The sequence below is a fragment of the Proteus sp. G2300 genome (assembly GCF_009915965.1).
GTDB classification, from domain to species: Bacteria; Pseudomonadota; Gammaproteobacteria; order Enterobacterales; family Enterobacteriaceae; genus Proteus; species Proteus vulgaris.
In genome coordinates this window covers 418,556-440,431 of record NZ_JAABNK010000005.1, presented here as the reverse complement: position 1 = coordinate 440,431, position 21,876 = coordinate 418,556, and the positions used below count along the sequence as shown (strand labels likewise).

The following is a 21,876-nucleotide window of genomic DNA, read 5'->3' as shown; positions in this document are numbered from 1 at the left end:
TATTGAGAAAATAATGATGATCACAGAAAAAAATGAAATCGATATAACCAAAAACATTTCCGATGATCCTAGAAAATTCTTAATAATAGGATGGTCTGTAATTCTTTTAGGTTTAACTATATTTATTTTTTGGGCTGCATTTGCACCTTTAGATAAAGGTGTATCAGCTACGGGTAACGTTTCAATTTCAGGCAATAAAAAAAGTGTTCAAGCATCTGTAGAAGGTATTATCACTGATATTTTAGTGAAAAATGGTGATAGTGTAACTAAAGGTCAAACACTGATTCAGTTAAGCCCTACTCAATCAAAAGCCTTAGTAAAATCCTTATCAGATCAATATGATAATTTACTTATTACTCAGCAACGTCTCTACGCTCAACTTAATGAAAGAACAGAATTTATTTTAGATCCTGATGAAAAATACTACTCATCTTCAGAAAGCCTAAATCAATTATTGCAATTACAAAATAGATTACTAAATGAAAAATATATTGAATTACATAGTGAAATAAATGGCTATAAAGCCATTATTGATGGAATTTCAAATCGTTTAGTTCATCTAAAAAGATCGACACAGAATAAACAAAATCAAATTAATAGTTTACAAAATCAAATCAAAGACTTACGTACTCTTGCAAATGAAGGCTATATTCCTCGTCATCGTTTTCAAGAGGTTGAACGTGAACTAGCTGAAAACAATAATCATCTCAATGATACATTTGGACAAATAAGTACCTTAGAAAAGCAAAAACTAGAATATGAACAGAAAATATTACAACGCAATGCTAATTTCTATCAATCAGCACGTACTGAACTGAATCAAATTCAATTACAAATAAGTGAAACTGAAAAACAACTCATTATTGAAATGGACAAACTGGCTAACATGCAAATTACTGCTCCTATTTCAGGAACCGTAATGGATTTATCTGTTTTTACACAAGGTGGTGTTGTTAGAACGGGCCAAACGTTAATGGAAGTCGTTCCTCAAGATCATCAATTAATTATTGAAGCACGCTTAGCACCTCACCTAATTGATAAAGTGATCCCAGGTCTCCCTGTTGATTTAATGTTTAGTGCTTTTAATCAAAATACAACACCTAAAATTCCAGGGGAGGTCGCATTAATTTCAGCAGATAGACTCATCGATGAAAGAACAACTGAACCCTATTATCAGGTATTTATTAATGTAAAAGATAATACACTTCTTGTTGGTAATAAAAACAAATTAAAGGCGGGCATGCCTGTCGATGTATTTATTAACACTGGTGATCGTTCATTACTCAATTACCTCTTCAAGCCTGTTTTAGATAGAGTTCATACTTCATTGACGGAAGAATAATGATGCTAATAAAAAAACTCTCTGCCATTATATTTATATGGATGCTAAGTTTTCACACTTTTGCTATCTCATTATCTGATCTCTATTTCTTAGCTGTAAAAAACGATCCCACTTTTAATGCTGCGATAAAAGAACAAGTTGCAGGTAAAGAGTATGAAAATATTGGGTTATCCCAGTTACTTCCTAGTGTACATGTCAATTACCAAAATAATCCACGAAATTGGCAACGTAAAGTTTATCCGATTAATACTCATCAGGGAGATATTCAAAAAACGGAATATCAAAATTATCAAAGTCACTCTATCAGTGCAATTATTAGCCAACCTCTATTTGATTACACCGCATTTAGTGATTACAAATCATCAGTTATACAAACGTTATTAACAGATAGTCGCTATCAAGTAAAATTCTCTGAGCTAGTGATTAGATTAGTTGACCATTATGTTGAACTAGCCTACGCACAAGATAAATTATTATTAAATCTTTCTCAGCAAGAGATTTATAAAAAACAGCTCACTTCTAGCCAACGTTTATTTGAATTAGGCGAAGGAACGAAAACAGATATTTCAGAAATCCAAACACGATTATATTTAACTCAATCTCAATATACTGATATTCAACTTGAACTAGAAAATGCCAAAAATAAGCTAAGTTCAATGATTGGTACTCCCCTTCCTAATGATGAACATATTGCAAAGTTAAATAACCAAAATTTTATATTACAACCCATCACTCCCAATAATTATGAAGCTTGGGAAATAGAAGTAATGCACAATAATCTCAATATTCAAACTGCACGCTATGAAATGGCAATTGCCAAACAAGAAGTCGAAAAAAATAGAGGTGAGTTTTTTCCAACGGTACAGCTCTATGCTTCTTACTCTAATAGTAATTCCGATAGTAATAATACAGTAAATCAAAAATATCAATCCGCTAATATCGGTTTTTATGTCAGTTTACCTTTATTTAATGGTGGGAAAACAACAGCGTCCATGCGTCAATCTACGGCATTGTATCAAATGAGTGCTTTTGAACGAGATGCTATTATTCAGCAAATTACACAAGAGTTGCATCATCAATATCAAATTTGTACGACCAGTAATATAAAACTAAATGCATATGAACAATCTGTTTCCTCTGCTAAGTTACAATTAGACGCGACTCAAAAAAGCTATATTGGAGGGCAACGAACAATGGTAGATGTCCTTAATGCTGAAGAGTTATTATATCGTGCTCAGCAAGATTTGATGAAAGCTAAATATGATTATATTCAAGCTTGGGCATTATTACATCAATATACTAATACACTGGATTTTGAAAAAATAAAGCTCATTGAAGGTTATTTTCAATAGCATTTTAATATAAAGAAAAAAGTCCTACATCATACATAGATATAGGACTTTATATTATAAATAATCATTGATTACTTATTTTAGCTAGCGGGGATCATCACTTCTTTTTAGTACCGTACAACGTTAATACACGGTGAGTAAGAGCAATTGATGCTAGACCGATAAAACATTCAGCAAGAAAAATCAGCATAAATTACCCCCATTCATAAGTACATTTTGTTTGGGCGGGGGTTCTGATAAAGTAAAGTGACTTGTCATATAATGCTTAGCTAACTCCGATTTAATGGACACATTTTAAACCTACCATTAAAACGAAAAAGAGCAAAATATATTTCTCAACAAAATCTATTTTTTAGCTTAGATCACATAAAAACAACACAAAAAATCAAATTTTAGTCATCTCTAAGCTTAAGCTAAATTTCTTCAGCCTTTGATAAAATAAAAATAGAGTTTAATATCAGCTAATTAAAGAAAACAAAAGTTAAATCATCTTGTTTCTCCACAGTAGGTTTTACCTTTAATTGGCTTATAACGGATAATATCTCTTTTCGCTCAGGCCGAACTAAAACAATCGCAATCCCTTGATAGTTATTCTCTTCAATTAAGTTGACCAACTGCTTAATATCATAGTATTTATTTTGCACATCAGGATATGCCAAACCATAAGCTAGCTCCCCTTTTGTCTCCGTTAAACGAATATCTGTACGCTTTAATCCCCATGCGAGTGAGGTTCCAATGCCGACTTCATCCGTTAAAATATAAGGCTTATCTACCAACTCGCTATAATAGTCATTTATCACTTTTTCAGGCGTATTTTTACTTTCAATTTTATGAGGAATGGCATAACCAATAACAAGACTTAATCCAATAGAACAAAATAAAGTTAACAAACGTGTTGATTTAAAGAATGAAATAATTCCCATCATGCTCCATACAAGAAATCCCCCTATCGCCAGCAGTGCTTTATATTGCTCATCGGCTTCATATAGTGTAAATCGAGAGGAATAAAGTGAATAGATAATAATAGAAACACCTATTACTCCAAAAACTGTATTTATTATTGCATTTAGAGTATGAATTTTTTCATTTGATTTACTTTTCAACTCTTCCATGTAGCTCGCAATCAAAATCGATAATGGAACAAAACAAGGCAACATATAAGTTAATAGCTTGCCACTTGAAGCGGAAAAGAACGTAAAAAAGAGAAATAACCAAAATGAAAAATAGAGAGTACCTTTTTTCAAAAAAAGTGCCGATTTAAGTGCACCGAATAAAAATCCCAACCAAGGCAAAATACCTAAAATAACAATAGGTAAATAAAACCATATAGGTTGTGATCTTGCTGATCCTTTTGCGATAAAGCGCTGAACATGTTCAATCCAAAAAAAGTAATGCCAATAATCAGGTGCTTGAAGCGCAACGGATATTACCCAAGGTGCAGCGATAAACAACATAGCCATAAATGCAATAGGGGCATAACAAAGTACTTCTTTAAATCGAGAAAGACTAATTGCCGTAACCACAAAAACTAATGCGGGTAGTACAACAGCAATAAACCCCTTAGTTAAAAAACCTAGCCCACAAAAAATACCCACTAAAACAGAAGTATAAATTTTTGATTTTTTATCTGTTGCCAATAATCCACTTAAAAAATAATACATTGCCACAGTAACAAACATGGTCACAATGGGGTCAAGGATATTATAAGTGCCAATAGACAACACGAGAAATGAAGATAAAAACACTACTAATGCATTAAAAGCGAGCGCTTGATTATGCCAAACTAACAAAGCTACCCGATAAACAAATAGACCTGTTAACAATGTTGAAGTGACAACAACAAGGCGAACGGAAAAATGCCCCGATCCAAATAACCACTGTGCAACACTGTTTAGCCAATAACCTAAAACAGGCTTTTCAAAATAGCGAATATCAAGTAAATAAGGTACAGACCAATTACCTGATGCCAACATTTCTCGACTAATTTCAGCATAACGAATTTCGTCTGGTTGCCACAATAATCGTGTTTCTAAAGGAATGAAATAAGTTAATAATATAAAAATAAAAAGTAGAAACCATTTGTACCTTTCTACAAAATTGACGCTCATACATTCCTCATTAAAATAAAATTCGCCTTACACAAACTAGTACTTAGAAGAGTTATCTTATAAAAAATTCAATTATTATTTATTAATTTATAATTAAATGGTATGTAACTTCTTGATAAAAACAAAATATGCAACCCTTTTGTTTTTATCAAATAATCATATAACCATATAAAAAATATATATTTTTGCTTTTAAAATAATACTTAAATTTATTATTAATCTATTTTTAATAATAAATATTTCTTACTTTATGACTTTGTCAGTAGTTTATTCTTTATTAAAGAATAAACGCTTAGATTAAACAGAAAATCAACAAACAACAATAAATAAAAAAACCAGAATGAACTTATTCTGGTTTTTTTATTACTCGATTTAATTATATTATAATAAATATCTTATTGACTAAACTCTTTAAAAGCGCCCATGGTGTTAGCAGCATACATCACTGAAGGGCCACCGCCCATATAAATAGCAACGCCTAATGCTTCGGCTAGTTCTTGTTCCGTAATACCCAGTTCCACTAATGTTTTAGTATGGAATCCAATACAACCATCGCAACGATTGGCAACAGCAATTGCAATAGCAATCAATTCTTTTGTTTTTACATCTAATGCCCCCTCTTTTCCCCCTGCTTTAGTGGTGCTCATAAAAGCTTTCATCACTTCTGGAATATTTTGAGACAGTGCGCCCATATTATTTGCAATGTCTGTTACTATTTCTTTGTACTTGCTCATTAGCTATCCCTTAGTTAATATATATTTTTATATAATATAAAAATATAATATCAAACAATATAATCTAATCAAGGTAAATTGTGTATGTGTGATCTTTTTTCTTTAAAACAATCTCAAAACAACGAGGTTTACAATGTCAATTATTGATGAATGGGCTGAACGCCATATTGAACAAGCGCTACAAAAAGGTGAGCTATCATCACTTAAAGGTGAAGGAAAACCACTGATCCTTGATGATAATAGCCATGTCCCAGAGTCACTTAGAGCAAGTTATCATTTATTAAAAAATACAGGTTTTTTGCCACCTGAAATGCAAGATAGAAAAGACGCATTATCGCTAGCCGAAATCCTAAGCACGCTAAATGAAACAGGAGAAGAGAAGGAATCACTACAAAAGCGTTTAGCATTACTTGAGTTGAAACTACAACAAGCAGGTTTAGATACTCAATTTTTACATGCAGACTATGCCATTCAACTAACTGAAAAATTGGCAAATCACAAAAAAAGAAATGAGTAAAAAACAAAAAGAATAAAGCCTATACATCCCTGTATAAGCTTCAGGCATAAGCAGATATTTAACCTGCTGTTGGTGTGTAATAGATTGGTGAACCGGGTCCTACTGGTAAATGGAATACAAATACCCATAAATAGAATAAGAGTGACCAACCAATGAGGAAAATGACAGAATAAGGTAGCATCATAGAGATCATGGTGCCAATACCTGTGTCTTTCTTATATTTTGTCGCAACCGCTAATATCAAACCAAAATAGCTCATCATTGGTGTGATGATATTAGTGACAGAATCTCCTATTCGATATGCGGCTTGAATTGTTTCTGGTGCATAACCTGCAAGCATTAGCATGGGGACAAAAATAGGGGCAGTTACCGCCCACTGTGCTGATGCAGAACCAATCATTAAATTAATGAAGGCACAGATTAAAATAAACCCTAAGAACAACAAACCACTTGGCATATCAATACTGTTAAGTAATGCGGCACCTTTAACAGCAATAACCTGTCCTATGTTTGTCCAGCCAAAGAAAGCAACAAACTGAGCGGCAAAGAAAATGATCACTAAATAGAGCCCAAGTGTACTCATTGAATTCGCCATAGCATCAACAATGTCTTTATCGGTACGCATTGTCTTAGCAATCCACCCATAAATAATACCCGGGATTGCGAAGAACAAGAAAATAAAGACAACGATAGATTTTAAGAAAGGTGAGTTACCAATTAGTCCTGTTTCTTGGTTTCTTAATATACCATTTTCAGGAACAACAGTGAGCGCCAAAATCACGCCCATAACAATGAATGTACCTGTGGCAGCCCATAACGCTTTCTTTTCTAGTGGTGTAACTTCTGCTGCATTCCTTAAATCATTTTCTTCTTCATCAAGTTCATTACCGTTATATGGCCCCAATTGAGGTTCAACGATTTTTTCTGTGATGAAGTAACCTAAGAAAGTGATTAGGAATGTACTGACAAACATAAAATACCAGTTCGCTTCAGCACCCACGATATAGGTTGGATCAATAATACGCGCTGCTTGCTGTGTAATACCCGATAACAATGGATCTATCGTACCTAAGAGCAAGTTTGCAGAGTAACCTCCAGAAACCCCCGCAAATGCAGCGGCAAGACCTGCTAAAGGATGTCGTCCCAACGAATGGAAGATAATCGCGGATAGTGGAATTAATACCACATAACCTAATTCAGCAGCAGTATTTGACATAATACCCGCAAATACAATGGCCATCGTGGTCATTTTACGAGGTGCTTTCATGACGACTAAACGCATAACTGCAGATAATAAACCTGCACGTTCGGCAATACCGACACCTAATAATGCCACCAGCACCGTACCTAAAGGGGCAAATCCTGTAAAGTTCGTGACAACATTGGCTAATATGCGACGAATACCATCAGCATCTAACAAGCTAATAATATGAATATAGCCATCTTCTGCACGGCCTTTAGCGCCTTCAGGTCGAGGATCTTGTACTGTTACACCAAAATATTCACCAACCGCTGAAGAGACAAGTAATATAGCAATTAAAATAATAAATAAAATAACGGGATGGGGTAGCGCATTTCCTAACCATTCCACTGTGCGTAGAAAGCGACTGCCTCCCTGTTTTTTTGTTTGCATCATTTATCCTTTTTATAAAAAAACAGAAAATGCACAGTACACAAGCTTTTTTATTATGACTATCTGTTAATACCAATTATTAATAGGTTATTTAAGATAATCATAGGAATAAACAGAGCAAATAAATTATTTATTAAGTTAAAAAACAATAAGATAAAACAAAATAATTCAATTACAAATCACTTATATAAAAACTAATTAATAACATCTAAAATTAAAAAATGTGCACAAGATAACATTTTTTAACATTATTGTGATTATTTACTAACCTTTTATCGCTAGAAATCTCTTGAATAAATACTCAGAAACGATTAAACACTCTGCCAAACCTGATAGTAACGGTTGTAATTACTATTAAAGAGGAAATAATGACAAATAAATGGTCATGACAGGTTAAAATTTTAGCTTTTTTGTAACATTAACTCGTGGTTTTATGGCAGAAATTAAACGTATTAATATGAAAAACATAAAAACACAATAATCTTAAAGAGTAACGATAAAAAAAGGGCAAGGTCTCCCTTGCCTTACCAATCAGGTAATCAATCAAAGAAATACATACACACTAAAACACCAAGTTTAGATCGCACTAGTGGTATGTATTAGTATAAAAAAACATCAGGCGTCGCTTCCGCAATAATACTACTGCGTTTATCAATACGCTGATTTTCAGATGAGGTCTTTGGTATAAAACAGTCTTCAAAAAACCAATAAATAGGCGTATTAAGGTAATTCGCCAACAAAACGAGATAACTTAAATCTATTTTATTCATCCCGCGCTCATAGCGAGAAAATTGCTGTTGGCTTACACCGATTTTCTCAGCAATCTGCACACCGGTATAACCTAATTCTTTACGTTTTTTCTGAATTCTTTTGCCAACTAACGCATTAACATCAATATCTGTAAAATCGTAATTCTTCATATATTCATCCATTATCATGATTAAGGCATTGTTAAAATAATTGAGCCAGAACCAGAGAAATAGCCCGGTGCAACTCGGCCATTGGTGTGTAGAATTGATTTAACCTCTACGGGTATTGTTCCATTTTTAGGTACATTAATAACGGAGCCTTTTTCACCAGGATAACCATCAAGAAATAAATCAGCATAGAGACTGTTATCTGGTCGTAATGGAACTCGGCCACTGTCTGAGCCTGATGCAATAACCAAAACTTTCATTGCTAAGTTACAAGTCACATTAATATTTTGAGCACGAGCTGCATTGTCTAAACTTGCTTCGTCAATATCCCCGTAATTAAGGTTTACAGCTCCTTCCGTTATTTTGCAGGCCCCTACAGGTGGCGGAGCAATACCACATAATGATCCCGGTAATAAGCGTCCATTTGGAGACCATCCCCCTTCCCTTGATTCATAAAATAGCCCGACACATTCTTGGTTTGAGGTCAGTGGATCACCATCATGTCGCGCAGTTCCTTGTATTGGAAAACTTTCAACCCTCATGACCGCATCACGAACCCCCGCTAAATAGCGTTCTTTTTCAACGCGAACAATACTTCTTACCGCAGAACCTGGGGAACCATTTGCATCATGCTTATGGTTAATTGTTATCCAACATTTACTCCATCCATAACAAGGATTTGGGGTATAGGGATCTTCGGGATCCCAACGCTGAATAACATAGGTATAAGTGGCGTGAGCAGGTTCACCTTCAGAATGTGTAATATAAGAAAAAATAGATGCCATCGCAGGCGCTGAAAATAACAAGCCTAATGCGATACATAGAGCCGGAAATCGTTTTAATATCAACATGTAAAACCTCAATCCTACTAATTAGTCATAATTCAAATGGAATGTGGCTATTGCACTAAATGGACCGCGTTTTATGGATTGGTTGGCAATCGCATCCGGCTCACCTTGAATAAAGGCATAAAAATTCAAAATCGTGTCATCTGCATTTAATGAAAGTTTGTCTGTCTCTTTATTAACAGGTAACGCATTTCCATTTTCAGACTCCAATCCAACCGCAATGCCTGCTGCTTGACTACTTGGACTGATAGCTAAAAAGCCTTGTCCTGCCATGGCTTGATTTTCATCACCTTTAAAGGTAATTTTGACACTCTTACCAATCGTTAAATCACACTCAGATAAGCGAATTTGAAATAATTTGCTCGGTGTTCTTTGATACGCATAAAGGTTCTTATCGGGAATATTGCCAAAATCTAATTCAACGGTTTCATCACCCGGTTTTATGGTGCAAGGTTCATCAACTAATATCCCGTGAAAGTACATATTGTCTGGTGCAGAGAACGCAGTTGGTGTTAATCCCATAAATGTGGCTAAACCCAAAACGAACGGGATCGACAATCTTTTTATTTTCATCAATGCGCTCCTATTGGTATTCAGCAAGAAGTGTTGCTGAAACTTCAAATGCACCCTCGGGTAAAGTACTTCCCGGTCTTTTAACAGGTACGGCCTGGATCACCGGTGGCTTATCCGGAGATATCGCAATGCGTTCATTTAATTTAAAAGGCTGACCATCCTGAGTGAGATGAATACCTAAATCGGGAATATTGGTTTGTAATGCAGCCTCGTCAAATTGTGTCTTGGGACCAATAATAGAAAGTCCCAAATCCCAACCTTTTAAATTTGGGTCACACACCAATTGATAGTTCACTGATTCGGTATAATTAATGCCATCCACTTTATGAATACCTACGTTGTGCCCAAAATAGACATCAATCAGTTCGTTATTACTGATAACACAAGGTGGTGGTACTAATAATGTGCCAAATAATTTCATATTTGGTGTGTCAGCACTCATAACAGAGTAAGAATTCAGTAATATAATCAGACACATGTATTTTAATTTATTCATTTTCTGACCTCTCACTGATAATCCACATGCAGTGTGCCACTGGCGACAAAATCACCACCAATTAATGTGGCACTCTGATCACGAACAGGGATCGCTTCTAAATCAGGCAAATTAGGATAGGTAAAATTAATCGCTTTACCTAAATCTAATAGTTGGCCTTTATATAAAATACGCACCCCTAATCCCGTAATATCTGTTTGTAGTGCATTTGAATCGAATCCCGTTGCGCTACCAGTGATATAAACCTTCATCGCATTTGTCGGCATTTTTTGACACGTCGCTGTATAATGAACTGGCTGTTTATAATTGGTGCCATCAATACGCGTGCTCATCACCTCGCCAAAATTTACCTCAATCATTTTGCCGTCATTGATCAAGCAAGGCGGTGGTGCAATAACATTTCCAGTAATATTGATATAAACAATTCCAGGAATAGCATTGTTCACCGCTCTCGCGGGTAAATTCGCAACAGCAGTAAAACTTAGGCCTCCAGTAAATGTTGCCAGAATAAAAATCAACACTGCTTTGCTTGGGCTAAACCGCTGTTCCATTTTCATAAAATAGACCTATTTAGTATCCTGCTGATGTTTCTGTCACTTTGCATTCATTGCCATTGCAGCTAAATTTCATCTGTGGACGTCCACCATAATCATTGATGTAACTTAATACTGGTGATGCACCAAATGCAGAGGCATTTAGATTTATCGTTCCTGTGCTTTTAGGTGCTATCATTAATGGCTGAAAACCATCAAGGCTTTTTCCTTGTAATCCCGTTAATCCATCAACCAATGTCACATAATAAGGTGTCGGGTTATTCACTTCGTAACGATCCCCTTTTTTGGTTAAGATGATTTTTTCTTGCCAAGGATGAGTCAAATCTGTTTGAGTGGCATAAATCGCTGCTGGGCGATAAAACAATTTAATTCGTGTTTGTAATGCAATTTGCAACACATTGGGTTTGTCACTGCGAGGTGGGATCTCACGCAAATTAAAATAGAAAACGCTTTCTCTATCTTGGGGTAACTTGGCAATATCTGGCAATGACTGCACTTTTACTTGGCTTTTATCACCAGGTTCAATACGTTGGATCGGTGGTAAAACCAGCAATGGAGAATCGATACGTTCCCCATTCTCATTTTCCATCCAACCTTGTGCCAAATAAGGTAATTCTTTATTTTGATTACTGACATTTAAGCTAATCGATTTATCCGCACCATTGAAAATGACGCGAGTTCTATCTAAAGCAATCGCAGCAATGGCTTGACTAGTAAACATCATTCCAGTTAATAAAGTGGTTGTTACAACAAATAAGCGCTTTAATAACATCATTTTAAATTACTCTTTTTGTCTGAAATTATTTTTATCTTTCCCTTTTTCCTAACCTTATTTAGTGATCAATTGAGGTTGAGGTAAGGGTTCGGTTCTTGGATTAGAGGTTGATGGCGCGATATCGCCATCACCACAGGTCAGCAAAAATGAAGAGAGGACTTGCCCTTCAACTAAGGCAGGAATGCGGACTTTACACTGTTCTTCTCCATTCCAACGCACACTTAATACATCACCAGTATTAATACCTGTCAGATAAACATTTCCGCCATCATTCACAATACCCAACTCACGTCCTTTCTCTGTTGTCACAGTGGCGCCAAACGGAGGATTAGAACCATCTTTCAAGCGAATAACAGCCATCGCTTTTTGTCCTGAAACCACATCAAAATGACGGTAACCTATAGCACCTTCAGTGAGTGTTAATTGTTGAATTGAGCGTAATGCTTCAACATTATCTGGCATTTGATCAAGGTCGATACTGGCACTACTACGATAGTAATCATTGATATCAGGCAATACTGCTTTACCAAAAGCATTAGTACGAGTAATAGCACCGATACTTTTCACTGGTACATCAGAAATACCATCTGTATCAATAAGTAAACGAGTACTACCTGTACGACTGGTACGGTGTAAAGCACCACCTTTTGGTGTAATTGTTGCTCCACCTTGTAGTGATAATGTTGCAGAAGTGTATTCACCAGTAATATGGCTCGCACTGGCTGTCACTAATGCGGTATCGGCATAATGCATGAGATAAGCATCTGCTGATGGCTTACCATTACTGCTTAAACCCGCACCAACACGATAGCTACTATTGTTATCAATACGATCGTAATAGCTGACATTATGTGAATTACCGTGTTTATTGATCACAGTGTTATAGCTAATTGTTGCGCGATCACTCCAAGGCATACTGACATTCATATAAACACCATTATCATTAGTGCCATTGAATTTATTACGAAATGCCGACAAACTGAGATTGATGTTTTTAAAATCACCAATATCCATTGTTTTTGCTAACGACAAGTTATAGTTATCGTTATTAGGTTTATTCCAATAAGTTTGATGGCTATAGTTTAAGTAAGCACTTAATCCCCATTCAGGAAATTGCTTACTGAACATAATGGTGTACAGTTCTTTATTGTTATCTTCTTCACCATCACGATAACGACGGTCTAAATACTGATTCATACTCATAAAGTCACGCTCAGAGAATCGATAGCCTGCGAAGGTTACTTGGCTATTTATTTCTTCAAAGCGTTTTGAGTAACTTAAACGATAAGAACCACCGTGATAACGTTTATTATCACTTGGGATTTTGGCCCAAGAGTGTGTGGCATCAAAAGAGATAGCACCAAACATCATTAGATCACGGCCAATACCAGCAGACACTGAGTTATAGTCGCCAGACACTAATGAACCACCATAAAGTGACCAACCGTTACTAATCCCCCACGAGAACTCACCCATACCAAAAACGGGGCCTTCTGTGTTGCGATTCATATCAGACGGTTTACCCGCAGATAGCTTATACTGCACTCGTCCAGGGCGTGTTAAATAAGGAATACTCGCTGTATCCATTTGAAATTCTTGGACTGAGCCATCTTGCTCTTCGACACGAACATTTAATTTGCCACTCACCGCATCATTAATGTCTTGAATTCGAAACGGTCCCGGTGCAACTTGTGTTTCATAAATTACACGACCTTGTTGACTGATGGTGACTTTGGCATTTGTTTTCGCAACACCAGTAACTTCAGGTGCATACCCCCTTAAATTAGGTGGTAACATGTTGTCATCTGTGGATAAATTAATCCCAGTAAAGCGGAAGTTATCAAAAATATCAGAACGCGAGAAGGTTTCCCCCATAACAAGACGAGCACCCAATTGGGTGATTGCTCTATAAAGATAGAGTTGGTTCCATTTCCAATTATTTTCAGTACTATCAGGAAGACCCGTTGTGTGCTGATAGCTCGCTTGCCAATCAGCACGGAAACGCCAAACCCCCAGGTTTGCTCCCACGGTTCCTAAGCCTGTCACTTGTTGACGTTGTTTCCCTTTAGCAGGGTCTGTCACGTTAGCATTGACGTTATAGTCAAAAAGTACTCCAGATATACCGTGATCCCAACGAGAAGGTGGATCCCAGTTTGGTGCTGAATATTCAAGATAAGCTTGAGGAATAGTCAAAATAAGATTGCCACTTCCCAAGCTTGCACTTACCGTCATTCCTGGAATGGACGAGATATCAAGGCAACTTCCATTATCTTGATATTTAACTTTTTCAGCCCATTCAGGTTTGAGCCCTATTTGATGGATCAATTCTGGAGGCAAGCAAGGTTCACTACCTTTAGGATCATTGGCAGGCACTACATAACTAATATTATAAAGTTCAGGGAGTTCATTATTATTAACACGAACAACAAACTCATATCGGCCAGGCATAATATAGCCTGCACGAGAGAAATCTGATAAGTCAATATTTTGCTTATCTTTTAGATCCAGAATATCGGCATTAAATTCAATATCACTATTTGCTAAAGCTGAACTTGAAATACTGGAAGCCCCAGTAAGAATTAAATAGATCAGTACAGCAACAGGCCGAATAGTATGTTGTTTTTTCTTTTTTCCCGTCCCTAAACCAACGGTTTTGAATGATCTCGCCATAAATTATCCAACCCGATCCATTTAATAGTATTCCAGCTTAAATCGCAGCGTTGTACGGTAATTCCCTGCTTTGGGTATTTCGTTATTTTTGACTATTCGCGCTTGATAAAGTAACGCCATTGATTTCGAATCAATACCAACAGGAGGCAATGGTTGCCCTGGAATAGCTTGTCTACCATAACGATCAGCTATCGCTAATGACGCACCTCTTGCTTCACCAGAAAGTGCAAAATTACCATTTTCGTTAGAAGGTCCTTCAAACGTTGCAATAAAACGAGGGTTGTCCGCTTCCTGACCTTTTTGTTCAATTAGCGTACATTCCGTTAATCTGATAGAAAAATACTCAATAGGCCCTTGTCCTTCAGTCACTAGCATTGGAATAGACACCGTTGTCAGTGGAATAACTTGTTCACCACTTCCTGCTGCAATCGTACAAGAGGGTTCTAAGATAGAACCTGAAAGATTAAGTACCCCAAATCGCTGATGCATGTTTTTATCTTGTTTTACATCACTTGCTATTACCGATGTTGTCAGTAAGCTGGCAATAAGGCATAGCCATAGTGGTGTCATCTTGCGATTCATATTTTTCTCCGTAAGAAAAAAATCGTTTAAAAATAGACACAGGAAATAAAGCTCTGTACATCCCTGTACAGAACTTATTTTTTCTTACTGATAAGTCAGTGCGAAAGTTGCGATTGCAGTGAAGTCACCAGGAACAGCAGCTTCTGCAGAAGAACCTTGTAAGTAAGCAGCAAAGTTCAGATCGTTATTACCATCACGTAAGTTTTGAGCAGCACTTGGTGTGCCTAATTTGATTTGTTTACCACCCGCATCAGTGATAACAACAGCAGCATTTTTAGCGATACCTTCAATACCTAAAGAGCCTGCTAAAATGTCTGCATCTTCTGAACCAGTGAAGGTTGTTTGAACTGTTTTATAAGTTTCAGTTGTGCAATTTTCTAAAGAAATTTTAAAGTCACGAGAATTACTACGACCACCATCTTTTAATGCAGCAGTAGAAATTTGACCTAATGGAACTGTTTGATTTTCTGTATCTGGAGTAATTGAGCAAGGAGCATCAATAATTGAACCAACAAATTTAACAGTACCGTGACCTTGATCAGCAGCAAATGCAGAACCCGCAGCAACAGATAAACCTAAGCCAAGAACTAACGCTAATTTATTTAATTTCATCTTTTTGTTTCCTAAAATATAAAGGACGAAGACATTAAAAATAATAAATTCATTAGGAATGAATTATTCCTAATTGAATGACTCATTTATTGAGTTTTTGAATTTTGGTATACTTTTGCCCGCCCTAAACGAAATTAAATATCGTTAGAAACAAAACAAAATACACCAAATTGTTTTGTTAAAAATTTTCATCTCGAAATTAAACGTATTTAGATAATCAAACTTTAAATGACAGAAAAAGAGTTTATAATTCTAAGTGCAAATACTATAATTTGTGAAAAAAGTAAAAAAAATTATTTCTGGATTTTAAACAAAGTAACCAATCGTGTTTGTTTTTTAGAATTATGATAAATATCAATATGTTAAATAAATGAAGATATGTGATTAACATTAAATTTGACTTAAGTGAGAAGCCAGAGAATAATAGTAAACAATTTGGTGTATTCTGTTTATTTCTCTAAAGATGACCAAACTCCTATCAATAGTCATTTTTCACTTTTTTATCAATCACTTTCATTTTCTAAAAACAAATAAACTTTCAATAAACTTGTTTAAAATGAACAAGTAAAAGTAAATGCATAAAAAAAACACAACTCTTTATTGATGTATATTACTTGTTATAGTGATGCACCAATTGACGTTTGTTCCTTGTTATCTCATTGAAAAGGTTATGAAAATGAAGCAACGAAAGTTTCTTACACGTTTTGAGATCAATTCTATTTTGAAGCAAGCAAAGGAAGGCCGGTATCCAGAAAGAGATTACTGCATGTTTTTAATGTGTTTTTTACATGGATTTCGCGTGAGTGAGTTATGCAGATTAACCTTAAGCGACATTGATTTAGAAAGTCGAATACTCTATGTCAGGCGCTTAAAAGGGGGGTTATCAACAACACAACCAATTATAGAAGAGGAATATGAAGCATTAGTTAACTGGTTGAAAAAAAGGGAAACATGGCGAGAATCAGATTCAGAATGGGTCTTTTTATCCCAAAAAACAGGTCCAATCTCTCGTCAACAAGTATACGGATTACTACGCCGTTTAGGTAAAGATGCTAATGTATCCATTTCTCCTCATCCCCATATGCTACGCCATGCATGTGGCTATGCACTAGCAGATTTAGGTAGAGATACCCGTTTAATTCAAGATTACTTGGGACATCGAAATATTTCACATACTGTTATCTATACTGCAAGTAATTCAAAATGTTTTGTTCACATTTGGGATGCAAGGAATTAACAAGTAGTGTTTAATTAATATACTCGCTGAAAATTAATACACTAAATAGAGTAGGCTATACTTTTTCAATAAGAATAAAGTTAATTTTAATATAATTAAGAAAATTAGGAATTGTTTTATACTAAATAAATAATCACGATTATTGTTATTAATAATCTTTCTCTAATTAAAGAGTAATTCAATATTAGTATTCTATTTTTGATTATCTTTATTTGAGAGAAATAAATTTAATATCAATCTTTATTTATTAATAATACTAAACATTCTTTGTTTGATTTTTAATCAAAAAAATAAGGATCTTATTTAAAGAAAAATTCCATTCTTAAAATTTTTATTCATTTGCATTTCATGCACACGCTATCATATCTCACTATCCCCTACATAATTGTTTGGGGATAGTTATGTAATTATTTCGTGTAACGCCTTGTTATCCTTTCACACAAACTACCTGTCTTAGAGTATGAACAATTTCAACTAATGATGATTGTGCCTTCATAACAGCGTCAATGTCCTTATAAGCCATTGGAATTTCGTCAATGACATCTTTATCTTTTCGACATTCCACATGCGCTGTAGCTCGAATTTGGTCTTCAACACTAAAAGCTTTTTTCGCAGCCGTTCGACTCATTACGCGTCCGGCACCATGACTACATGAACAGAAGCTTTCGGCATTTCCTTTTCCTCTTACAATAAAGCTCTTAGCCCCCATTGAACCTGGAATGATCCCCATTTCACCACGCTGCGCTGAAACAGCCCCTTTTCGTGTTACCAGTACTTCCTCACCAAAATGCATTTCCTTTTGCACATAGTTATGGTGACAATTGACAGCTTGTTGCTGTGTCGTGAAAGGTTTAGCAATTTGTGTTGATAATGCAACTAACACGCGTTCCATCATGATTTCTCGATTATGTCGCGCAAAATCCTGTGCCCATTCGACCGCTTCTATATAGTCATCATAGAAAAGTGTTCCTTCTTTTAAGTACGCTAAGTTTTTATCTGGCAAATTAGCGATATGTTCTCTCATATCGTCTTGCGCCATTTGTATAAATAACGTACCAATCGCATTACCAACACCACGAGACCCACTATGTAGCATTACCCAAACGTTATCCGATTCATCAAGACACAATTCAATAAAATGGTTTCCTGTTCCTAACGTACCGAGATGACGATAGTTATTGGTATTACGTAAACATGGATACTTATCGGTTAAAGCGTTAAAACGCCCTTCAAGCTGTTGCCAATGTTGATCGACAATATTAGGTGGCTCCTTCCATGAACCACGATCATTCCCTGAATGATAACTTGTTCTTCCATGAGGAACGGCTTGCTCTATTGCCGTTCTTATGGCAAATAAATTATCAGGTAGATCATTTGCGTGTAATGATGTTTTTACGGCAATCATTCCACAACCGATATCCACACCAACAGCGGCAGGAATAATCGCCCCTTTGGTTGGAATAACACTCCCTATTGTTGAACCTTTACCTAAATGAACATCAGGCATGACTGCCATATGTTTAAAGATAAATGGCATCTTGGCGGTATTAATAAGCTGCTTTAGAGCATCTACTTCAACAGGCACACCATTCGTCCACATTTTTATTTCAGCAGTCCCTGCTTCTTTTACTATTTGGTGATCCAATATCATGCTTGTGCTCCTTTAATTTGGACTAATCCGTTTAATACTTGATCTAAACCGCCATAAACGGAGATCTTATCAATACGTTCTGCAATACGTTCCACCGTTTCTAGCTCTTTTAGTCGTAAAGCGACCGGGTTATTTTCCATCACTTTCGCGGTATTTAATAAAGAACGTGTTGCCGATGTCTCTTCTCTTCGACGAATAACATTAGCTTGTGCTGATTTTTCCGCTTCAACGACTTGCGCTAAAATCGTTTTCATTTCACCGGGTAAAACGATATCTTTTACCCCTAATGAAGCCACTTCAATACCATATCCTTGAGTGACTTCACTGATTTTTTCACTGACTAAACTATCTATCAGGCTTTTATTTTCTAATAATTCATCAAGCGTCCTTGTTCCTACTGCTTCACGTAAAGCAAATTGCAACTCTTTATATAAGAACTCCAACGGTGAAGTTAGTTGTTGATATGCTAAAAGCACCTCGCTATAACGCCAGTTAGCTGATAAATTAATACGCAGTGTCACTTTGTCTTTCGTTAGGATCTCCTGCCCACTAACATCCAGTGTTTGTAAACGCATATCGACTACTTCAACATCCACTTTATGCTGATAACGCCAATAGCCTTTTGATCCTGGTGGCAATAAAGCTTGCGTTTCACCGTCGATTCGAATAATACCTGCGTGCCAAGCAGGTATATCCACATTGAGTACCCCTTCGCTTCCCTTTATGACTTGATTTCGTAATTTGGGATGCTGAAGTTTTTTCATCAATGTTGCAGATACTTCAAGTTCATCGATAGATACAATTTCCAAATAACGGTCAGCATAACGCCAATATAAACGTCGCGTTCCCGGCGCTAAGATCTCTTTTAAAGAGCCGTTTTCATATAAAAGACCAATTTCTTCATCCGATAACACGATATCAAAACCATACTCAGTCACCCATTGAGGATAATATTGACGCAAAAATTCTGCTTTCTCACTTTCTAATGCCCCACCATTTAAAGGGAAAATATCCGCACTGAGCTGACGCCCTAAATCAAAAAATTTATGTTCACCTGCCATTAGCACATCAATATACTCATCTCTTTTCTTTAGAAGTGCTAATTGCCCCTGTTTTACTACTATTGTTGTTTTTATCATTTTTCGTTCCTTCTTCTTTTCTTCTTTATATCGTGCAATTTATCGTAACTTACTTTTCCACGGGCAAGCTTTGCGAAACTGAAAGGTAAACAAGAGAGGAACGATACTTTGTTTGTCTCTTCTTCTGCTTTCAACCCGGCTCAGCTACTGGTGGATAAGTAAGGTGACGGTACTGCTGTCACAACGGTTTTTTATCGTTAATTTTACATTTGGATTTGTAATGGTTTTGGTGTCAGGAATCGAACCTGAAAATAACCCTCTTCACCTACAGAGTCTCGATGTGGAGGAACACATTTGGATAACACCACAGCGTGTTCTTTATGTGCCTACCAGATTTAAAATCTGCTCAAGACAGTCATAACATTGCCAATATCGTGCCAATTTTTAAAACACACAAAAAATATTTTTAATTTATTGTTTTTATTGACAAAAATATTTGAATGCCTATTTTTAGATATTTACCTATTAAATTAAAAACAACAGATCACTATCTTTTTATCTATATATTTATAAAAATAGATAAAAAGATAAGTAGGGATAACTTAATGAAACGTAAAGTCGTGATTGGTGTTTTAGGCACAACATTAGATAAAAGAGGCAAAAGCCATAAAAGGTGGAACTCATGGCGCCCAACAATTTCCATTTGTCATCAAAAGGATTTCCCTGTTAGCCGATTAGTGATGATCCACCAGCCTAATGACACAATGCTAGCATCTAAAATTACACAAGATATCCATACTATCTCGCCTAATACTGAGGTGTGTCCTTATGAAATTGCTATTTGTGATCCGTGGGATCTTGAAGAGGTTTACAGCCATTTTCTTGATTTTGCAGTAAATTATCCATTTGATACTGAAAATGAAGAATATTATGTGCATATCACAACGGGAACACATATTGCTCAAATTTGTTGGTTTTTACTGACAGAAGCACATTACTTACCAGCAAAACTATTACAAACCTCTCCCTCCTCTAAAGTAGACAATAAAGACGGTGTCAAAACCATACCGTCAGCCACAGGCAGTTATGCTGTTATTGATCTCGATTTAAGTCGTTATACAAAATTAACGAGCCGATTTGAACACTACCATAAAGAGTCACTCTCTTTCTTAAAATCGGGGATTGCCACACGTAATGAACGATTCAATACCTTAATTGCTCAAATTGAACGAGTCGCATTGCGCTCTTTTGCCCCCATTTTATTAACAGGCCCAACCGGTGCAGGAAAATCATTTCTTGCTCAACGTATTTATGAATTACGGCAATCTCGCCATTTTGTAAAAGGGCGTTTTATTGCTGTTAACTGTGCAACATTGCGTGGTGATAATGCCATGTCTACCTTATTTGGCCATGTCAAAGGCGCATTTACAGGCGCATTACAAGCAAGACAAGGATTATTAAGAGAAGCCGATAAAGGGATTTTATTTCTGGATGAAATTGCAGAATTAGGGCTTGATGAGCAAGCGATGTTACTGAAAGCAATAGAAGAAAAATCGTTTTATCCGTATGGCTCAGATACTGAAGTACAAAGCGATTTCCAGTTGATAGCAGGTACACATCGAAATATGGATAAGCACATTAAGGAAGGGCTTTTTCGCGAAGATCTCTATGCAAGGATTAATATGTGGTCTTTTTCACTACCAGGATTAGTCGATCGCAAAGAGGATATTGAACCCAATATTGACTATGAACTACATCATTTTGCAACACACTATCAAAAAGCGATCCGCTTTAATTCAGATGCAAAATCTCACTATATTCGGTTTGCTACATCTGAGCAGGCATTATGGCGTGGTAATTTTCGTGAACTAAGTGCGAGCATAACGCGAATGGCAACACTTGCCGAAAATGGTCGTATTACTCTAACACTTGTTGAGGAAGAAATTGGCCGTTTAAAACATAATTGGGGAATAAGCTCTTCTTTATTAAAGGACTCGGATATCGATCTTTTCGATCTCAGTCAACTGAATACGGTTATCCAAACTTGCCAGCAATCATCAACGCTCTCAGAGGCTGGTAGAAAACTTTTCGCTGTATCAAGGCAAAACAAAAAACAACCCAACGATGCCGATCGCTTACGCAAATACCTTGCAAAATTTGGCTTAAGCTGGGAACAAATTCAACATGGAGAATAAT

At 36.1% G+C, this 21,876-nt stretch carries 19 protein-coding genes; 5 read left to right on the top strand and 14 right to left on the bottom strand.

Translation table 11 applies throughout. The features are described 5' to 3' along the window. Nucleotides 1–13: 13 nt before the first annotated feature. Nucleotides 14–1,342, top strand: a complete 1,329-nt coding sequence (locus GWI97_RS04205) for an HlyD family type I secretion periplasmic adaptor subunit (RefSeq protein ID WP_226905401.1) — start codon at nucleotides 14–16, stop codon at nucleotides 1,340–1,342. After that, a complete protein-coding gene (locus tag GWI97_RS04200; protein ID WP_036932666.1) occupies nucleotides 1,342–2,694 on the top strand; it encodes a TolC family outer membrane protein in 1,353 nt (450 codons plus the stop codon). Before GWI97_RS04205 ends, GWI97_RS04200 begins: the two co-directional genes overlap by 1 nt. A 461-nt stretch (nucleotides 2,695–3,155) precedes the next feature. On the opposite strand, the gene arnT is transcribed toward GWI97_RS04200, so the two are convergent. Then, the gene (gene arnT / locus GWI97_RS04195; RefSeq protein WP_036932669.1) at nucleotides 3,156–4,802 is read right to left on the bottom strand and encodes a lipid IV(A) 4-amino-4-deoxy-L-arabinosyltransferase; all 1,647 of its coding nucleotides are present in this window, start codon (nucleotides 4,800–4,802) and stop codon (nucleotides 3,156–3,158) included. A 395-nt stretch (nucleotides 4,803–5,197) separates the two neighbouring features. After that, nucleotides 5,198–5,536: a carboxymuconolactone decarboxylase family protein gene (locus GWI97_RS04190; protein WP_036932670.1), complete on the bottom strand. Its 339-nt coding sequence runs from the start codon at nucleotides 5,534–5,536 to the stop codon at nucleotides 5,198–5,200. A 133-nt stretch (nucleotides 5,537–5,669) separates the two neighbouring features. On the opposite strand from GWI97_RS04190, the gene GWI97_RS04185 reads away from it, so the two are divergent. Further along, nucleotides 5,670–6,053: a DUF1992 domain-containing protein gene (locus GWI97_RS04185; RefSeq protein WP_123821944.1), complete on the top strand. Its 384-nt coding sequence runs from the start codon at nucleotides 5,670–5,672 to the stop codon at nucleotides 6,051–6,053. A gap of 58 nt (nucleotides 6,054–6,111) precedes the next feature. Here the strand turns inward: GWI97_RS04185 and GWI97_RS04180 are convergent, their stop codons facing one another. The 10 genes from GWI97_RS04180 to mrpA form a co-directional block, all read right to left on the bottom strand. After that, on the bottom strand, nucleotides 6,112–7,686 hold the full coding sequence (locus GWI97_RS04180) for an AbgT family transporter (protein ID WP_036932673.1): 1,575 nt from the start codon (nucleotides 7,684–7,686) through the stop codon (nucleotides 6,112–6,114). A 599-nt stretch (nucleotides 7,687–8,285) separates the two neighbouring features. Further along, complete coding sequence (locus tag GWI97_RS04175; protein WP_036932674.1) at nucleotides 8,286–8,606, bottom strand: helix-turn-helix domain-containing protein; 321 nt, start codon at nucleotides 8,604–8,606, stop codon at nucleotides 8,286–8,288. Between the two features lie 20 nt (nucleotides 8,607–8,626). After that, a complete protein-coding gene (locus tag GWI97_RS04170; protein ID WP_087803028.1) occupies nucleotides 8,627–9,454 on the bottom strand; it encodes an MrpH family fimbial adhesin in 828 nt (275 codons plus the stop codon). A 21-nt stretch (nucleotides 9,455–9,475) separates the two neighbouring features. Continuing rightward, complete coding sequence (locus GWI97_RS04165; RefSeq protein ID WP_036932677.1) at nucleotides 9,476–10,024, bottom strand: fimbrial protein; 549 nt, start codon at nucleotides 10,022–10,024, stop codon at nucleotides 9,476–9,478. 10 nt (nucleotides 10,025–10,034) lie between these two features. Continuing rightward, on the bottom strand, nucleotides 10,035–10,520 hold the full coding sequence (locus GWI97_RS04160; protein ID WP_036938661.1) for a fimbrial protein: 486 nt from the start codon (nucleotides 10,518–10,520) through the stop codon (nucleotides 10,035–10,037). A gap of 11 nt (nucleotides 10,521–10,531) precedes the next feature. Further along, nucleotides 10,532–11,077 carry a fimbrial protein gene (locus tag GWI97_RS04155; RefSeq protein WP_036932678.1) on the bottom strand — a complete coding sequence of 182 codons (546 nt, stop codon included), beginning with the start codon at nucleotides 11,075–11,077 and terminating at the stop codon, nucleotides 10,532–10,534. A gap of 13 nt (nucleotides 11,078–11,090) precedes the next feature. Next, the gene (locus GWI97_RS04150) at nucleotides 11,091–11,849 is read right to left on the bottom strand and encodes a fimbria/pilus periplasmic chaperone (protein WP_036932679.1); all 759 of its coding nucleotides are present in this window, start codon (nucleotides 11,847–11,849) and stop codon (nucleotides 11,091–11,093) included. Between the two features lie 54 nt (nucleotides 11,850–11,903). Beyond that, a complete protein-coding gene (locus tag GWI97_RS04145; RefSeq protein ID WP_036932680.1) occupies nucleotides 11,904–14,519 on the bottom strand; it encodes an outer membrane usher protein in 2,616 nt (871 codons plus the stop codon). Nucleotides 14,520–14,540: 21 nt separating this feature from the next. After that, nucleotides 14,541–15,089: a fimbrial protein gene (locus GWI97_RS04140; RefSeq protein WP_141124310.1), complete on the bottom strand. Its 549-nt coding sequence runs from the start codon at nucleotides 15,087–15,089 to the stop codon at nucleotides 14,541–14,543. Nucleotides 15,090–15,185: 96 nt separating this feature from the next. After that, a complete protein-coding gene (gene mrpA, locus GWI97_RS04135; RefSeq protein ID WP_036932684.1) occupies nucleotides 15,186–15,713 on the bottom strand; it encodes an MR/P fimbria major subunit MrpA in 528 nt (175 codons plus the stop codon). Nucleotides 15,714–16,389: 676 nt separating this feature from the next. Here mrpA and mrpI point away from each other — a divergent pair. Next, entirely contained in the window at nucleotides 16,390–16,950 is a 561-nt protein-coding gene (gene mrpI / locus GWI97_RS04130) for a phase variation DNA invertase MrpI (RefSeq protein WP_161751849.1), read from the top strand. Between the two features lie 427 nt (nucleotides 16,951–17,377). Here the strand turns inward: mrpI and GWI97_RS04125 are convergent, their stop codons facing one another. Beyond that, nucleotides 17,378–18,601: an RtcB family protein gene (locus tag GWI97_RS04125; protein WP_087803026.1), complete on the bottom strand. Its 1,224-nt coding sequence runs from the start codon at nucleotides 18,599–18,601 to the stop codon at nucleotides 17,378–17,380. Then, complete coding sequence (locus tag GWI97_RS04120) at nucleotides 18,598–19,737, bottom strand: slipin family protein (RefSeq protein WP_373364695.1); 1,140 nt, start codon at nucleotides 19,735–19,737, stop codon at nucleotides 18,598–18,600. Before GWI97_RS04120 ends, GWI97_RS04125 begins: the two co-directional genes overlap by 4 nt. Before the next feature lie 548 nt (nucleotides 19,738–20,285). Here GWI97_RS04120 and rtcR point away from each other — a divergent pair. Then, entirely contained in the window at nucleotides 20,286–21,875 is a 1,590-nt protein-coding gene (rtcR, locus tag GWI97_RS04115; protein WP_036932691.1) for an RNA repair transcriptional activator RtcR, read from the top strand. Nucleotide 21,876: the final 1 nt, after the last annotated feature.

Coding starts and splice junctions, on each gene's coding strand:
- GWI97_RS04205 (WP_226905401.1), top strand. CDS start 14: ATGATGATCACAGAAAAAAATGAAATCGATATAACCAAAAACATTTCC.
- GWI97_RS04200 (WP_036932666.1), top strand. CDS start 1,342: ATGATGCTAATAAAAAAACTCTCTGCCATTATATTTATATGGATGCTA.
- arnT (WP_036932669.1), bottom strand. CDS start 4,802: ATGAGCGTCAATTTTGTAGAAAGGTACAAATGGTTTCTACTTTTTATT.
- GWI97_RS04190 (WP_036932670.1), bottom strand. CDS start 5,536: ATGAGCAAGTACAAAGAAATAGTAACAGACATTGCAAATAATATGGGC.
- GWI97_RS04185 (WP_123821944.1), top strand. CDS start 5,670: ATGTCAATTATTGATGAATGGGCTGAACGCCATATTGAACAAGCGCTA.
- GWI97_RS04180 (WP_036932673.1), bottom strand. CDS start 7,686: ATGCAAACAAAAAAACAGGGAGGCAGTCGCTTTCTACGCACAGTGGAA.
- GWI97_RS04175 (WP_036932674.1), bottom strand. CDS start 8,606: ATGAAGAATTACGATTTTACAGATATTGATGTTAATGCGTTAGTTGGC.
- GWI97_RS04170 (WP_087803028.1), bottom strand. CDS start 9,454: ATGTTGATATTAAAACGATTTCCGGCTCTATGTATCGCATTAGGCTTG.
- GWI97_RS04165 (WP_036932677.1), bottom strand. CDS start 10,024: ATGAAAATAAAAAGATTGTCGATCCCGTTCGTTTTGGGTTTAGCCACA.
- GWI97_RS04160 (WP_036938661.1), bottom strand. CDS start 10,520: ATGAATAAATTAAAATACATGTGTCTGATTATATTACTGAATTCTTAC.
- GWI97_RS04155 (WP_036932678.1), bottom strand. CDS start 11,077: ATGAAAATGGAACAGCGGTTTAGCCCAAGCAAAGCAGTGTTGATTTTT.
- GWI97_RS04150 (WP_036932679.1), bottom strand. CDS start 11,849: ATGATGTTATTAAAGCGCTTATTTGTTGTAACAACCACTTTATTAACT.
- GWI97_RS04145 (WP_036932680.1), bottom strand. CDS start 14,519: ATGGCGAGATCATTCAAAACCGTTGGTTTAGGGACGGGAAAAAAGAAA.
- GWI97_RS04140 (WP_141124310.1), bottom strand. CDS start 15,089: ATGACACCACTATGGCTATGCCTTATTGCCAGCTTACTGACAACATCG.
- mrpA (WP_036932684.1), bottom strand. CDS start 15,713: ATGAAATTAAATAAATTAGCGTTAGTTCTTGGCTTAGGTTTATCTGTT.
- mrpI (WP_161751849.1), top strand. CDS start 16,390: ATGAAGCAACGAAAGTTTCTTACACGTTTTGAGATCAATTCTATTTTG.
- GWI97_RS04125 (WP_087803026.1), bottom strand. CDS start 18,601: ATGATATTGGATCACCAAATAGTAAAAGAAGCAGGGACTGCTGAAATA.
- rtcR (WP_036932691.1), top strand. CDS start 20,286: ATGAAACGTAAAGTCGTGATTGGTGTTTTAGGCACAACATTAGATAAA.